The organism is Cupriavidus sp. 05T41 (genome assembly GCF_056396525.1).
Genome location: NZ_JBFTLQ010000016.1, coordinates 65,028 through 77,840, shown reverse-complemented (window position 1 = coordinate 77,840; position 12,813 = coordinate 65,028). Strand labels below are relative to the sequence as shown.

The 12,813-nt window shown below is 70.0% G+C and carries 12 protein-coding genes; 2 read left to right on the top strand and 10 right to left on the bottom strand.

The window, feature by feature from the left end:
- Positions 1-18 precede the first annotated feature (18 nt).
- The 4 genes from bcsA to bcsD form a co-directional block, all read right to left on the bottom strand.
- Positions 19-2,181, bottom strand: coding sequence for a UDP-forming cellulose synthase catalytic subunit (bcsA, locus tag AC1DKV_RS12470; protein WP_441649667.1), 2,163 nt, complete (start codon positions 2,179-2,181; stop codon positions 19-21).
- An 80-nt stretch (positions 2,182-2,261) separates the two neighbouring features.
- Positions 2,262-3,035: a cellulose biosynthesis protein BcsQ gene (gene bcsQ, locus AC1DKV_RS12465; protein ID WP_441611827.1), complete on the bottom strand. Its 774-nt coding sequence runs from the start codon at positions 3,033-3,035 to the stop codon at positions 2,262-2,264.
- Positions 3,032-3,751: a cellulose biosynthesis protein BcsP gene (bcsP, locus tag AC1DKV_RS12460; protein WP_441611826.1), complete on the bottom strand. Its 720-nt coding sequence runs from the start codon at positions 3,749-3,751 to the stop codon at positions 3,032-3,034. Before bcsP ends, bcsQ begins: the two co-directional genes overlap by 4 nt.
- A 73-nt stretch (positions 3,752-3,824) precedes the next feature.
- Positions 3,825-4,280, bottom strand: coding sequence for a cellulose biosynthesis protein BcsD (bcsD, locus tag AC1DKV_RS12455; RefSeq protein ID WP_441611825.1), 456 nt, complete (start codon positions 4,278-4,280; stop codon positions 3,825-3,827).
- Between the two features lie 611 nt (positions 4,281-4,891).
- On the opposite strand from bcsD, the gene AC1DKV_RS12450 reads away from it, so the two are divergent.
- Positions 4,892-6,298, top strand: a complete 1,407-nt coding sequence (locus AC1DKV_RS12450) for a class II fumarate hydratase (protein WP_441611824.1) — start codon at positions 4,892-4,894, stop codon at positions 6,296-6,298.
- A gap of 25 nt (positions 6,299-6,323) precedes the next feature.
- On the opposite strand, the gene AC1DKV_RS12445 is transcribed toward AC1DKV_RS12450, so the two are convergent.
- Together AC1DKV_RS12445 and AC1DKV_RS12440 are read right to left on the bottom strand one after the other, a co-directional pair.
- Positions 6,324-6,614, bottom strand: coding sequence for a hypothetical protein (locus tag AC1DKV_RS12445; RefSeq protein ID WP_441611823.1), 291 nt, complete (start codon positions 6,612-6,614; stop codon positions 6,324-6,326).
- Between the two features lie 408 nt (positions 6,615-7,022).
- Positions 7,023-7,742, bottom strand: a complete 720-nt coding sequence (locus AC1DKV_RS12440; protein ID WP_441611821.1) for an SDR family oxidoreductase — start codon at positions 7,740-7,742, stop codon at positions 7,023-7,025.
- Between the two features lie 285 nt (positions 7,743-8,027).
- Here AC1DKV_RS12440 and AC1DKV_RS12435 point away from each other — a divergent pair, with 285 nt between their 5' ends.
- A complete protein-coding gene (locus tag AC1DKV_RS12435) occupies positions 8,028-8,963 on the top strand; it encodes a 2-hydroxyacid dehydrogenase (protein ID WP_441611820.1) in 936 nt (311 codons plus the stop codon).
- Positions 8,964-9,017: 54 nt separating this feature from the next.
- Here AC1DKV_RS12435 and AC1DKV_RS12430 read toward each other — a convergent pair whose 3' ends face one another.
- The 4 genes from AC1DKV_RS12430 to pgl are packed head-to-tail and all read right to left on the bottom strand — an operon-like array spanning position 9,018 to position 12,759.
- Complete coding sequence (locus tag AC1DKV_RS12430) at positions 9,018-10,349, bottom strand: ATP-binding protein (RefSeq protein WP_441611819.1); 1,332 nt, start codon at positions 10,347-10,349, stop codon at positions 9,018-9,020.
- A complete protein-coding gene (locus AC1DKV_RS12425) occupies positions 10,349-11,056 on the bottom strand; it encodes a response regulator transcription factor (RefSeq protein WP_441612258.1) in 708 nt (235 codons plus the stop codon). The genes AC1DKV_RS12430 and AC1DKV_RS12425 overlap by 1 nt, the downstream gene beginning before the upstream one ends.
- A gap of 13 nt (positions 11,057-11,069) precedes the next feature.
- Positions 11,070-12,074: a glucokinase gene (gene glk / locus AC1DKV_RS12420; RefSeq protein WP_441611818.1), complete on the bottom strand. Its 1,005-nt coding sequence runs from the start codon at positions 12,072-12,074 to the stop codon at positions 11,070-11,072.
- A gap of 4 nt (positions 12,075-12,078) precedes the next feature.
- Positions 12,079-12,759, bottom strand: a complete 681-nt coding sequence (pgl, locus tag AC1DKV_RS12415) for a 6-phosphogluconolactonase (protein WP_441611817.1) — start codon at positions 12,757-12,759, stop codon at positions 12,079-12,081.
- Positions 12,760-12,813: the final 54 nt, after the last annotated feature.

Sequence of the window (12,813 nt, the reverse complement as noted above, 5' to 3'; positions counted from 1 at the left end):
GTGGCGGCTCAGGCCGTGTCAATGGGTGGAAGCGCCGGGCTCGGGCCGGCGCAGGAGCCGGCGCATCTCGCGGCCCAGGTGGAACATCACGTTGTGGAAGCCGAGCAGGCCGATGCGCAGGATCTGGCCGGCAGCCAGGCCCGGCGCGTCCGGGCGCTTGCGGCCCCAGGAATCGATCCACGCGTCGGCGCGCGCGAAGGTGCACTGCACGAAGGCCATCTCCTCGCGCGGGCTCATCTCGCTGAGCACCAGGCCGGTGTGCGATTCACCCTGGAACACCACCTTGGCCGGGAACATGTGCTCGTCGTCCTGCAGGTACAGCGAGATCTGCACCGGCTCGCCCACGGTGGCCTTCATGCCCGGCGGCAGGCGCATGCCGATGCCGCCTTCGGCGAAATCGATGGTTTCGCACACCACGGCGCGCCCGTCGGCGAAATGCAGCGTGGCCGGCAGCTTCATCGCCACGCGATGCGCCACGCGGATCTGCCGCGTCTCGCTGGCCACCGCGATGGAGGCGCCGAGGATGATGAGGTTGTAGAACGTCCAGATCAGGTTGAGCACCACCGTGGTGGCCTCGAACTGGTTCCACAGGAACAGTCGCAGGAAACCCACCACCACGCCGAGCAGGTTGAACAGCAGCAGCACCAGGTAGGGTCGCGAGATCACCCAGTCGAAGTAGGCTTCCTCGATCACGCCGCCCTTGGGCGTGACGTTGAACTTGCCGGCGGCGGGATTGACGAAGGCCACCAGCACGGGGCGCATGATGTACCACGCCAGCACCGATTCGTAGACCTCGTTCCAGAACGAATGCCGGAACTTGCCCTGGACGCGCGAGTTGGTCATGTTCGCGTGCAGCAGGTGGGGCAGCGCGAAGATGGCGATGGTCAGCGCGGAGGCCTGGATCACGTGCGCGCCGAACAGCAGGTAGGCCAGCGGCGCGGTCAGGAACACCAGCCGTGGCAGCCCGTAGAAGAAGTGCAGCATGGCGTTGAGGTAGCACAGCCGCTGCGGGATCGACAGGCCCGGGCCGAACAGCGGGTTGTCCACCCGGCAGATCTGCGCCATGCCGCGCGCCCAGCGGATGCGCTGGCCGACGTGGCCGGACAGGCTCTCCGTGGCCAGCCCCGCCGCCTGCGGGATGGCCAGGTAGGCGGTGCCGTAGCCCTTGCGGTGCAGCTTGAGCGCGGTGTGCGCGTCCTCGGTCACGGTCTCCACCGCGATGCCGCCGACTTCCAGCAGCGGCGCGCGGCGGATGATGGCGCACGAGCCGCAGAAGAAGGTGGCATCCCACAGGTCGTTGCCGTCCTGCACCAGGCCGTAGAACAGCTCGCCCTCGTTGGGCACTTCCTGGAAGGTGCGCAGGTTCTTCTCGAACGGGTCGGGCGAGAAGAAATAGTGCGGCGTCTGCAGCATGGCCAGCTTGCGGTCCTTGAGGAACCAGCCCATGCAGATCTGCAGGAAGGAGCGGGTGGGAATGTGGTCGCAGTCGAAGATCGCCACGTACTCGCCGTGGGTGTTCTTGAGCGCCTCGTTGATATTGCCGGCCTTGGCGTGGCGGTTGTGGTTGCGGGTCACGTGGGTGACGCCGACCTTGTCGCAGAAGGCGCGGAATTCCTCGCGCCGGCCGTCGTCCAGCACATAGACGTTGATCTTGTCGCGCGGCCAGTCCAGCGACATGGCGGCGAACACGGTCGGCTTGACCACCGACAGTGGCTCGTTATACGTGGGGATGAAGATATCGACGGTGGGCCAGCTCGCGCTGTCCGCGGGCATCGGCACCGGGCGGCGCTGCAGCGGCCAGGCGGTCTGGAAGTAGCCCAGCATCAGCACGATGAAGGCATACAGCTCGGCCGCCACCAGGCCGATGCCGAAGACGGCGTCGACCCAGCCGCCCAGGCCCACGGTCTCGGTCAGGCGCCAGTACATATAGCGGCTGGACGCCGCGATCGACAACACCACCATCATCAGCGTGGCGAGGTGGCCCTTGACGCGGTTGAGCCACACGGCGAGCGCGAAGCACACCGCGGCAAAGCCGACCTGCTGCCAGAAATCGAGCGGTACCGTGATCACCAGCGCGAACATGAACAACGCGAGCACGAGCGCCAGCGCACGCACCGGGGCGCTGTTCCACAGCGGCATCTCCACGAAGGCGTTGCCGAAGCGCTGCAGCGCGGCCGACAGCGCGTTGGGATTGCCGTCGGGCTTGGTCGGGGCCTTGCCGGGGCCGCCTGCGGCGGCGGTCCGGGCTGGTCGGGCTGGCTTCACGCGGCTTCTCCGTATGCGGCCAGGGCCTGGCGCAGCCACGCCGCGCAGCGCTGCAGGTCGTGCGTGGCCTGGCTGTGGGGGTTGTATTCGAGCACGCTGCGGTCATAGGCGAGTGCCTCGGCCACCGCCTGGTCCTGGTGGATCACGCCCAGCACGCGCTCGCCCAGCTGGGCGCGCAGCACCTGCACCACGTCCTTGCCGAGCTGGCGGCTGACGTCGACCTGGTTGATCACCAGCACATGGCCCAGGTAGTCGGGCCGGCCTTCGCAATAGGTGCGGATCAGGTCTTCCATCAGCGGCATGGTGGCGTAGGAGGCGGCGTCCGGCAGCGACACCATCACGCATAGCTGCGCGCACGACAAGGCCTGCCGCATGTAGGGCGACGGCCCCGGCGGCGTATCGATCACCACCACGTCGTCGCGGCCCAGGCCGAGCGCGCCGAGCTGCGTGCGCAGCCAGCCCGGGTGGGTGGCGAGATGGGCCTCGAACGCCGAGCGGTCCGCTTCGTTGAGCGAGCCGAACGGCACTACCAGGGCGCGCGAGCGCCCGCGGTACATGCTCTGCTGCCAGGCTTCGCCGGCCAGCGTGGCGCGCGCGTGCCCGGCGACATCGTGCGGCGGCATGCCGAAATGCAGGCGCAGGGCATTCTGCGGATCGAGGTCGACGGCAAGTACGTTCTCGCCGGCCATGGCCAGCGCTTCGGCAAGGTTGGCCGACAGCGTGGTCTTGCCCACGCCGCCTTTGGCCGAGACAACAGCAATGATTTTCACGAGCGCTTCAGCCGGTCAAGGAATGAGCGGCGCGCGGGTGCGCGCTCGCTGGCGGGGGCCGGCTCCTGGCGGCCCTCGAGCCGCGCGAATACCCGGGACAGTTCCGTGTCCGCGGCAGGCGCGGGCTGGGCTGGCTGCGCCGCCTGGGCGGGCTGTGGCGGCCGGACCGGCTGGGCAGCGGGTGCCCAGAACGGAGCCGGTGACGCCTGTCCGGCATGTGCGGCATGTGCTACATGCGACGCTTGTGCCGCCTCGACGGGCTGCGCGGGTGCGGGCGTTGCCGCCACCGGCGGCGCGTCGGCCGACCACAGCGGCGCCATGCCTTGCGGCGTGCGGAAGCGCGGCTCCATCGCCGCGCCGGGCACCACCGGCGCAGCGGCTTCGGCAGGCGCCGGCGTCACGGGTGCCGCCGGCGCATAGGACTGCGGGCCGGGCGGACTGGCGGGGACCTGGGCGCGTGCCGGTTCGGCGGCGGGCGCGGCCGGCAGCGGGCTGCGCCATAACGGTGCAGCGGACGCGGGGGCGCCCTCCTGTGCCTGCGCGCCGGCCGGCTGGACCGGCGGCACCGCTGCGGCGCGGTCAACGCGCACGGCCGACAGCAGCGGCCAGCGCTCGCGGGCCTGCGTGGCGGCGTCTTCGCGCACGATCTCTTTATAGGTTTCCGTCTTGCCGCCAAAACGCTGGAACAGCTTGGACAAATCGTCTGACTGGCTCATGGTGATTGCTCACGGAAAGGGGTTGCTGGCGCTCGCGGACCGCTCCTGTCTTGCTGGCGCGCGCTGCGTCGCCTCAGCGGCCAAACCGGAATTCCACGCACCCGGTCGCATCCATCGGCGTGCTCTGGCTGACCTTCAGGGTCTCGGAAGACCCGAGCATGCGGAACCAGTGTTGATACGCACCCTCCAGGAACGCCGGCGACCAGCCATCGGCCGACTCGCCCAGCGCCGCCTTCAGCGGGGCGCAGTAATGCCGGATCAGCAGTGCGCCGCCGGCATCCTCGATGCTGGTCCAGCCCCAGTCCACGTCCAGCCAGATCTGGGCGATGGCCCGCTCGAGCTCCGCCAGCGTGGCGCAGGTGCCGGGATCGAAACGCTGGGCAAAACGCACGCCGACGCGCCACATCACCGCACGCAGGCTGGCGAGGTCCATGACCTCCCCCAGTTCTTCGGCGAGCGCCGACAATACGTCGCGCCACTGCGACGAACAGTGGCGCTCGCTGAGATATTGCAGAATTGCCTGATTCACCCCGGGTGTCCTGCTTGAAAATCGTATGCCGATATTTTTTATTGTGGGGCTTATTTTCTGTCGAACCCGGTGCGGTCGGCAAATGCTTTGCGCGCAACAATACCTCGCCGGCAGGCCATGTTTCATCCCCGCAACAATCTGACATTGTTGCCCTTGCGCGCTAAGGCGGGAGAGGCACTTCGGCCTGGCCGGCACCCGTGAAGCCACACGCGGTGCCCGTTTAGCGAGCCTGACAGTTTCCGCGCGGTGTGGGAAGCCTCCCCCTGCGGAAGCGGGGAAAGCGTGGCCGGGCGCACCCCGCAGCCGCCGGCCGGCCGCGCCGCAATATGGCAATGATTTTCCCGTGCCGCCACGCCGCTTGGCGCTGGTGTGGATTGCAATTGCCCGCATGCAGTGACGCTGCATATAAACCGGGCATGTAATTTTTTCCATCCGGCTGAATATGGCCGGTAAAAATAATTAAGGCCGGCCAGGCCGGCATCGCCTGCGCACCGGGCCGCGCCGCTCGCGCCGGGAGCCTATTCTAAAGGCCTGCGGCCGCCTTGCGGGTTGCCATGCCAGCGTCCCCGCCCATCCCTTGCAGCACCCCATCCACCGGCCAGGAGAATGCGATGACCGAGCGCAAGCAAGCCGCCACCCGGATCGAGAAGGACAGCCTTGGCGACGTGCCGGTGCCGGCCGGGCACCTGTGGGGCGCGCAGACCGAGCGTGCGCGCCAGAACTTCCGCATCGGCACCGAGAAGATGCCGCCGGGGCTGATCGAAGCCTTCGCCATCCTCAAGCTGTGCGCGGCGCGCGCCAACCGCGTGCTGGGCGTGCTCAAGCCCGAACTGGGCGACGCCATCGAGCAGGCCGCGCAGGAAATCATCGCCGGCAAGTGGCCGGAAGAATTCCCGCTCTCGGTCTGGCAGACCGGCTCGGGCACGCAGACCAATATGAACCTGAACGAGGTCATCGCCAACCGCGCGATTCAGCAGCTGGGGGGCGAGCCGGGCTCGAAGAAGCCCGTGCATCCCAATGACCACGTCAACGCCAGCCAGTCGTCCAACGACAGCTTCCCCACGGCGATGCACATCGCCGCCACGCGCGCGATCCGGCTGGAACTGCTCCCGGCGCTGGAGACCCTGCAGCAGACCTTCGGGCGCAAGGTGGCTGCCTTTGCCGACATCGTGAAGGTGGGCCGCACGCATTTGCAGGATGCCGTGCCGCTCACGCTCGGCCAGGAATTCTCCGGCTACGAAGCCCAGGTGGCCGATGCCCAGTCGCGCCTGCAGCAGGCCATGCTGCGTGCCATGCCGGTGCCCCAGGGCGGCACCGCGGTGGGCACGGGGCTGAACGCACCGCACGGCTTTGCCGCCGCCTTCGCGCGCGCGCTGGCCGACTACACCGGCCTGCCCTTCGAGCCCGCACCCAACCGCTATGCGCTGCAGGCCTCGCACGATGCGCTGGCCGATCTCTCGGGCGCGCTGAACACCACCGCTTCGTCCTTCCTCAAGATCGCGCGCGACTTCATGCTGCTGGGTTCCGGCCCGCGCGCCGGCTTTGCCGAGCTGGCGCTGCCGGCCAACGAACCCGGCTCCTCGATCATGCCGGGCAAGGTCAATCCCACCCAGGCCGAAGCGCTGGCCATGGTGTGCTGCCGGGTGATCGGCAACCACACCACCATCACCCTGGCCAACGCACTGGGCACGCTCGAACTGAATGCCTACAAGCCCGTGATCATCTACAGCCTGCTGCAATCGGTGACGCTGCTGGCCGGCGCGGCGGCAAGCTTTGCCGAGCACATGGTGGAAGGCGTGGAGGCGGACCGCGAACGGATTGCCGACCTGCTGGCTCGCTCGCTGATGCCGGTCACAGCGCTCAACCCGCATATCGGCTACGACCGCGCGGCCGAGATCGCCAGGCTGGCGGTCAGGAAGAACCTGTCGCTGCGCGAGGCAGCGCTGGCTTCCGGCCATGTCACCGCAGCCCAGTTCGACGAGTGGATCGACCTGAAGGGAATGACGAAGGAGATCTGAGGCCGGGCGCGGCACAGGCGCGGGACTAGCCCCGCTCCTGCCCCAGCTCGCACAGCGCGCAGCCCGCCACGGCCGCTCCGCAGACGAAAACCAGCGACACCAGGATCTCGAGGGCGTCGATAAAGCCGACGCTGCCCGGTGCCGCCGCCAGGATCAGGGACCAGCAGACCCAGGCGATCCAGCCCAGCGCCGCCACGGCGCTGCACACGGCCAGCGCCGTGCAGGCGCGGTGCACCGGGCGCCGCCATGCGAGCGGTGCCCGGCCGGGTTTGCGATGGGTCCGGGTTTCATGCTTGGGCGAGACGGTGTGCATCATGTCTCCCATCCGGATTGCTTGCTGCCAGGGCCGCGGGCGACGCCAGGGTCGCCAGGCTCATCTTCGACCGGGCCGCAAAGAAAAAACCCCGCGCGACGGGTGGCACGCGGGGCTGTCAGGGCACATTGGCTGTTACGCCACGGTACTGCCTGGGAGGAAGTATGGTGCGGCGAAAGCGTGCCCGCTATCGGTGAATGTCTGACAAACGAGCCGGCCAGCCGCCGGTCCCGGCAACCAGAGCGTACCCGTTTCTGCGGAGCAATCCTGCCCGGTGGCAGCGCCGGCGGCCGTGCCGCTTTCTGGTCGCCTTGCGGCGCTCGCCGGACGGTTTCGCGTCCGGATGCGGGGCGCTCTGCAGCGCTCCCGGCCCCGCGCTTGCGCCAAAGCGTACCCGTTTCTGCGTGGGTCTCAGCCGATGGCCCCGCCGCCGTCGACCAGCACCGTCGAGCCGGTAGCGTAACCCGTGCCGGCCAGGTAGATGATGGCGTTGGCCACGTCTTCCGGCCGGCCGACGCGTTGCGCCGGCAGGCGCTCGCCTGCGCTCTTGTACATCGCCTCGCGCGCGGCCGCATCGAGCTTGTCCCACAGCGGCGTGGCGATCAGCCCCGGCGACACGGTATTGACCCGCACCGGCGACAGCTCCACTGCCAGCCCGCGGCCCAGCGATTCCAGCGCGGCGTTGATGGCGCCCTGCAGTACCGAGGACTTGCTTGGCCGCACCGACAGGAAGCCGGACACCAGCGTCAGCGAGCCGCCCGGCCTCACGGGCACCAGCCGCGCCACGCGGTAGGCACCCCAGAACTTGCTGTTCATGGCGGCATAGGCGTCGCCCAGCGGCAACTGGCGCACCCCGCCGGTGGGCGTCTGCGCGGCCGAGATCACCACGTGGTCCCAGGCCTCGGCGCCACGCATGAACTGCTCGACGCTGGCATCGTCGGTGATGTCGATCACGGCACCCGATACCCTGCCGGCGCCGATCCCGCGCGCGGCCGCATCGACCTTTTCCTTCGAGCGCGACGCGATGGTCACACGCGCGCCGTGGGCGGCGAAGGCGCTGGCTGCGGCCAGGCCGATGCCGGAACTGCCGCCAACCACCAGCACCCTGGCGTCTTTGAATTCGGGAAACATGGCAATGGCTCCTTGAAAGCACGGTATTGGGGGAAACGAGCCGACTCGCGTACGGCCCAATGCATGCCAGGCAGTATGGCCACTGGCGGGCGTTCGATCATCCACCCTGCATTGGAAGCAATCTTGGCGGGAATTTGATAATAGGCGGCATGGCAACGAAGGCGAGCCTGCCGCCAGCAGGCCCGCGACAGCGCCGCTACAATGCTGCAGTGCACCCCGGCGCCGCCCGGGAGGCCTCTCACGCATCGCACCAACAGCCCAAGACCCGTTCCCATCCGTTCCCTCATGAAGCCCCTCCTGCTGGTTCTCAGCCACCTCAGCGCCAAACACCTCGACTGGATCGCCGAACAATACGAAGTGCGCTACGCACCCGACGACGCCACGCGCGCCGTGCAGATCCAGGAGGCGGGGGCGCGCGTGCGCGCCGTGCTGACCATCGGCTCGGTGGGGCTGACCACGGCGGAAATCGACGCCATGCCGGCGCTGGAGCTGGTGTGCGCGCTGGGCGCGGGCTACGAGAACATCGCCGTGGCGCACGCACGCGCGCGCGGCATCACCGTGGCCAACGGCGCCGGCACCAACGACAGTTGCGTGGCGGACCATGCGATGGCGCTGCTGCTGGCCACCGTGCGAGCGATCCCGGCGCTGGACCAGGCCACGCGCGCCGGCCGGTGGCGCACCGCGCTGCCGTTGCGACCCAATGTGTCGGGCAAGCGCCTTGGCATCCTCGGCCTGGGCACCATCGGCCGGCGCATCGCGCAGCGCGGCCTGGGCTTCGACCTGGAAGTGGGCTACCACAACCGTTCGCCGCGCGATGACGTGCCTTACCGCTATTTCGGTGATGTCGGCGCGCTGGCGCAATGGGCCGACTACCTCGTGATCGCCACGCCCGGCGGCGGGCAAACCCGCCACCTGGTCGATGCCGGGGTGCTGGCCCGGCTCGGGCCGCAAGGCTTCGTGGTCAATATCGCGCGCGGCAGCGTGCTCGACACTGCCGCGCTGGCCGCCGCGCTGCGCGCCGGCGAGCTGGGCGGGGCCGGGCTGGATGTCTACGAGACCGAACCCGAGCCGCCCACCGAACTGTTCGACTGCCCGAACGTAGTCCTGACCCCACACGTGGCCGGCTGGTCGCCGGAAGCCATCGACGCGTCGGTTCGGCAGTTCGTGGAGAACAGCCGCCGCCACTTCGCCGGCGAGGCGGTGCTCACGCCGGTAGCCTGAAGCCTGCGGCCTGCGGCCGGAAGCCGGAAGCCTGAAGCGCGGTGCCGCCGTGCCTCAGGCAGCGGGAAAGGCGACGCGCACGCGCAGGCCCGGCGCCGCGTCTTCCAGCGCCACGCGCGCACCGTGCGACTGCGCGATCTCGGCCACGATGGCCAGGCCCAGCCCGCTGCCGCCGGTGGGCGCCTCCGGCACGCGGTAGAAACGGTCGAACACGCGCGCGCGTTCGTCGGCCGCAATACCCGGCCCGTCGTCGCGCACCACCAGTTCCGCGGCGCCGCTGCCGTCGGCCGCGACCTGCACGTCCACCCGGCCTCCTGCCGGCACGTAGCGCAGCGCGTTGTCCACCAGGTTGGTCAGCAAGATGCGCAGCGCGTCCGGGTCGCCACGCACGAGGAGCGGCTGCGCGCCGCCACTGGCGTCGAGGCCGAGGTCGATCCGGCGATCGAGCGCGGCCTGCGTCATCTCGGCCACCACGCTCTGCGCCAGCGCGCGCAGGTCGACCGGCTCATGCGGCGGCGTCGCGGCGCCCGGCTCCTGCCGCGCCAGCGTCAGCAGCTGCGCCACCAGGTGCGTAAGCCGCTCCAGCCCCTGGCGCAGTTTGCCCACGGCCTCGCGGCGCGCCTCGGCGGTGTCGGCGCGCTCTACCAGCTGCGCCTGCAGTTGCAGCGCCGCGAGCGGCGTGCGCAGCGCATGCGCCGCGTCCGCCACGAAGGCGCGCTGGGTGTCGAGCGCATGGGACAGGCGCGCCAGCAGCTGGTTGAGCGCTTCGGTGAGCGGCGCGATCTCGTCGGGCATGCGGCTCACGGCCAGCGGCGAGAGCGCATTGGCGTCGCGCTGGCGCACCCCGGCGGCGATCTCGCGCAATGGCCGCAGGCCGCGCCCCACCGCCACCCACACCAGCCAGCCGAGCAGCGGCAGCAACAGCAGCAGCGGCGTCACCGTACGCAGCGCCATGCGCGCGGCCACGTCGCTGCGCGCCGACATGGGCTGAGCGATCTGCACCACGGCTGGCCCGAGCTGCACGCTGTAGATGCGCCACTCGCCTTCGTCCGTCCTGACATTGGAGAAGCCCAGCTCGGCGCGCTGCGGCAGCTCCGGATGCGCATGCGAGAGATAGAGGCTGCGGCCCGAGCCGTCCCAGATGTGGATCACCACGTCCTCGTCGGCATGGAACAGGCTGCCGCCCGGCTCGGGCTGCGCGAACGAGGGCATCACCGGATCGGCGAACTGGCTGGGCAATGCCGCCGCTACCTGCTTCATCTGGTAGTCGAACAGCGCATTAGCCTCCTGGCGCGCCTGGCCATAGATCAGCGCGGTGGCGACGGCGATGCCCAGCACCAGGCCGAGCGCCAGCCACCACAGCAGGGTCTTCTGGATCGAGCGCATCAGGCCGCGCCCCCGGGCGCGCCGGCCTCGGGCTTGGGCACCACGTAGCCCACGCCGCGGATATTGCGGATCAGCGCCGCGCCGAACTTCTTGCGCAGCGCGTGGATGTAGACCTCCACGGTGTTGCTGCCCACTTCGTCCCCCCAGCCATACAGGCGCTCCTCGAGCTGCGCCACCGACCACACCTTGCCGGGCCGCGCCAGCAGCGCGGACAGCAGGCCGAACTCGCGCGCCGACAGCTTGACCCGCTCGCCGGCGAGCGTGACTTCGCGCGTCACCGGATTGATGACGATGTCGCCATGGCGCAGCAGCGGCTCGGCCCGCCCCTGCGCGCGGCGTGCCAGCGCGTGCATGCGCGCGGCCAGCTCCTGCAGGTCGAAGGGCTTGACGAGGTAGTCATCGGCACCGGCGTTGAGGCCGGCCACGCGGTCGGCCACGGCGTCGCGCGCGGTCAGGATCAGCACCGGCGTGGCCACGCCGCGCGCGCGCAGCGCGGCCAGCACCTCCAGCCCGGAGCGCCGCGGCAGGCCAAGGTCAAGCAGGATCAGCGCATAGCAGTCCTCGCTGTCCGGGCCGCCCTGCCGGGTGGCCGCGGCCAGGCCCGCCTCGCCGTCCTGCACCCAGTCCACCGCAAAGCCTTCCTGGCGCAGCGCCACTCTCACGCTGTCGCCGATCATGGCATCGTCTTCCACCAGCAATACGCGCATGGTCAGGTCCGCATCAGGCTGGATCGGCGCGCTTGCCGTGCCGGCCGTGCGCCAGCGCATCGGCCAGCGCCTGCGCCAGGCCCGGCAGCGAGGGGAATTGGGCGGTGATCACGTATACCGGCAGGCTTTCCAGATAGGCGCCCATGCGGCCCTTGGCGACAAAGCGCGCACCGAAGGCCGACTCGCGCAGCACCGGCACGAAGCGCGGCACGATGCCGCCGCCGATGTATACGCCGCCGCGCGCGCCCAGCACCAGTGCGATGTCGGCCGCCACCGAGCCCAGCAAGCCGCAGAACACGCCAAGCGCGCGCCGGCAGACGGGGTCGGCCTGGCCGATCGCACCCTCCGTGACCTCGGCCGGATCGAGCGGGCGTGCCAGGGGCGTACCCATTTCTGCGTGCAGCGCGGCGTGTGTCAGGGACAGGCCCCTGCCCGACAAAAGGCGCTCCGCGGACACGCGGCCAAAGGCGGCGTGGGCCGCGCGCCAGGCGATCCATTCGTCGTCGGTGTCGGGCATCAGTTCGATATGGCCGCCCTCCCCGGCCAGCGCCACCGCGGGGCCGGCGCTTGCCGGCACCAGGGCCGAGACGCCGAGCCCCGTGCCGGGGCCGACCAGCGCCAGCGGCGCATGGAGCGTCGGGCTGCCGTCGCGCACCTGCGCCAGGTCGTGCGGGCCGAGGTGCGGCAGGCCGAGCGCCAGCGCGGTGAAATCGTTGATGGCGACGAGCAGGTCCAGGCCAAGCGCGCGCTGCATCTCCGAGATCGAGAAGGCCCAGGCATGGTTGGTCAGCTTGACCCGGTCGCCGGTCACCGGGTTGGCCAGGCCGACGGCGGCGTAGCGCGGGCGCCCGCTGCCGGCCGGCAGGCCTTCCAGGTAATGCCGCATGGCCGCTTCCAGCGAGTTGAAATCGGCCACCTTGAGTGCAGTCACCGGACCGATGCGCTGCGGCGCGGTCTCCAGCGCGAAGCGCACATTGGTGCCGCCGACATCGCCGAGCAGGCGCGGGTAGTTTTGCATGGTCTCAGGCAGAAAAAACGTCGGTGCCGTGCCGGTGCCGGCTCATCACCAGGCTGACCGGCAGTGCCGGGGTCGGGGCCTGGCAGGCACGCGCGAACACGGCCGCCTTGGCCGGTCCCGCGATCGAAAGGAAGACGCGCCCGGCCGCCAGCAGTGCCGCCAGGTTGAGCGTGATGCGCGCATGGGGCGCCTCGCGCGGATGGGTGACCAGGTAGCCGGGATGCGTGTCCGACAGGGCATGCTCCAGCTCGGGAGCCTCCGGGAACAGCGATGCGGTGTGGCCGTCCTCGCCCATGCCCAGCACCACCACGTCGGGCTGGTGCCAGGCCGCATTGAGGCGCGCCACCGCGCTGGCGGGATCGGCCGCTTCCGCGTCATTGGCCACCAGCGGCACGAAGGCGGCCTTGGCGGCGGCCTCGCGCAGCAGGTGGCGGCGCACCAGCACGCCATTGCTGTCCGCATGGTCCGGCGGCACCGCGCGTTCGTCGACCAGCGTGATGGTGACCGCCTCCCAGCGGATGGTGCGGTAGCGCAGCCGCTCGAAGAATGCCACCGGCGAGCGGCCTCCCGAGACGGCCAGCACGGCCCACCCGTTGACGCCGATGGCCAGTTCCAGCGCATGGGCCACCGAGATTGCCAGCGCTTCGGCCAGGTCCATCTCGGAGGTATGTTCGAAGCGTCGCATGCCGGTCTCCCGTGGTTTGGTTTGTCCGCTGCCTATGGCCTATGGCCTGTGGCC

What these genes read in the sequence shown, in the direction of transcription:
- AC1DKV_RS12445 (WP_441611823.1), bottom strand. Translation starts at nt 6,614, where the DNA reads ATGATGCACACCGTCTCGCCCAAGCATGAAACCCGGACCCATCGCAAA.
- AC1DKV_RS12435 (WP_441611820.1), top strand. Translation starts at nt 8,028, where the DNA reads ATGAAGCCCCTCCTGCTGGTTCTCAGCCACCTCAGCGCCAAACACCTC.
- AC1DKV_RS12425 (WP_441612258.1), bottom strand. Translation starts at nt 11,056, where the DNA reads ATGCGCGTATTGCTGGTGGAAGACGATGCCATGATCGGCGACAGCGTG.
- AC1DKV_RS12430 (WP_441611819.1), bottom strand. Translation starts at nt 10,349, where the DNA reads ATGCGCTCGATCCAGAAGACCCTGCTGTGGTGGCTGGCGCTCGGCCTG.
- AC1DKV_RS12450 (WP_441611824.1), top strand. Translation starts at nt 4,892, where the DNA reads ATGACCGAGCGCAAGCAAGCCGCCACCCGGATCGAGAAGGACAGCCTT.
- glk (WP_441611818.1), bottom strand. Translation starts at nt 12,074, where the DNA reads ATGCAAAACTACCCGCGCCTGCTCGGCGATGTCGGCGGCACCAATGTG.
- pgl (WP_441611817.1), bottom strand. Translation starts at nt 12,759, where the DNA reads ATGCGACGCTTCGAACATACCTCCGAGATGGACCTGGCCGAAGCGCTG.
- AC1DKV_RS12440 (WP_441611821.1), bottom strand. Translation starts at nt 7,742, where the DNA reads ATGTTTCCCGAATTCAAAGACGCCAGGGTGCTGGTGGTTGGCGGCAGT.
- bcsP (WP_441611826.1), bottom strand. Translation starts at nt 3,751, where the DNA reads ATGAGCCAGTCAGACGATTTGTCCAAGCTGTTCCAGCGTTTTGGCGGC.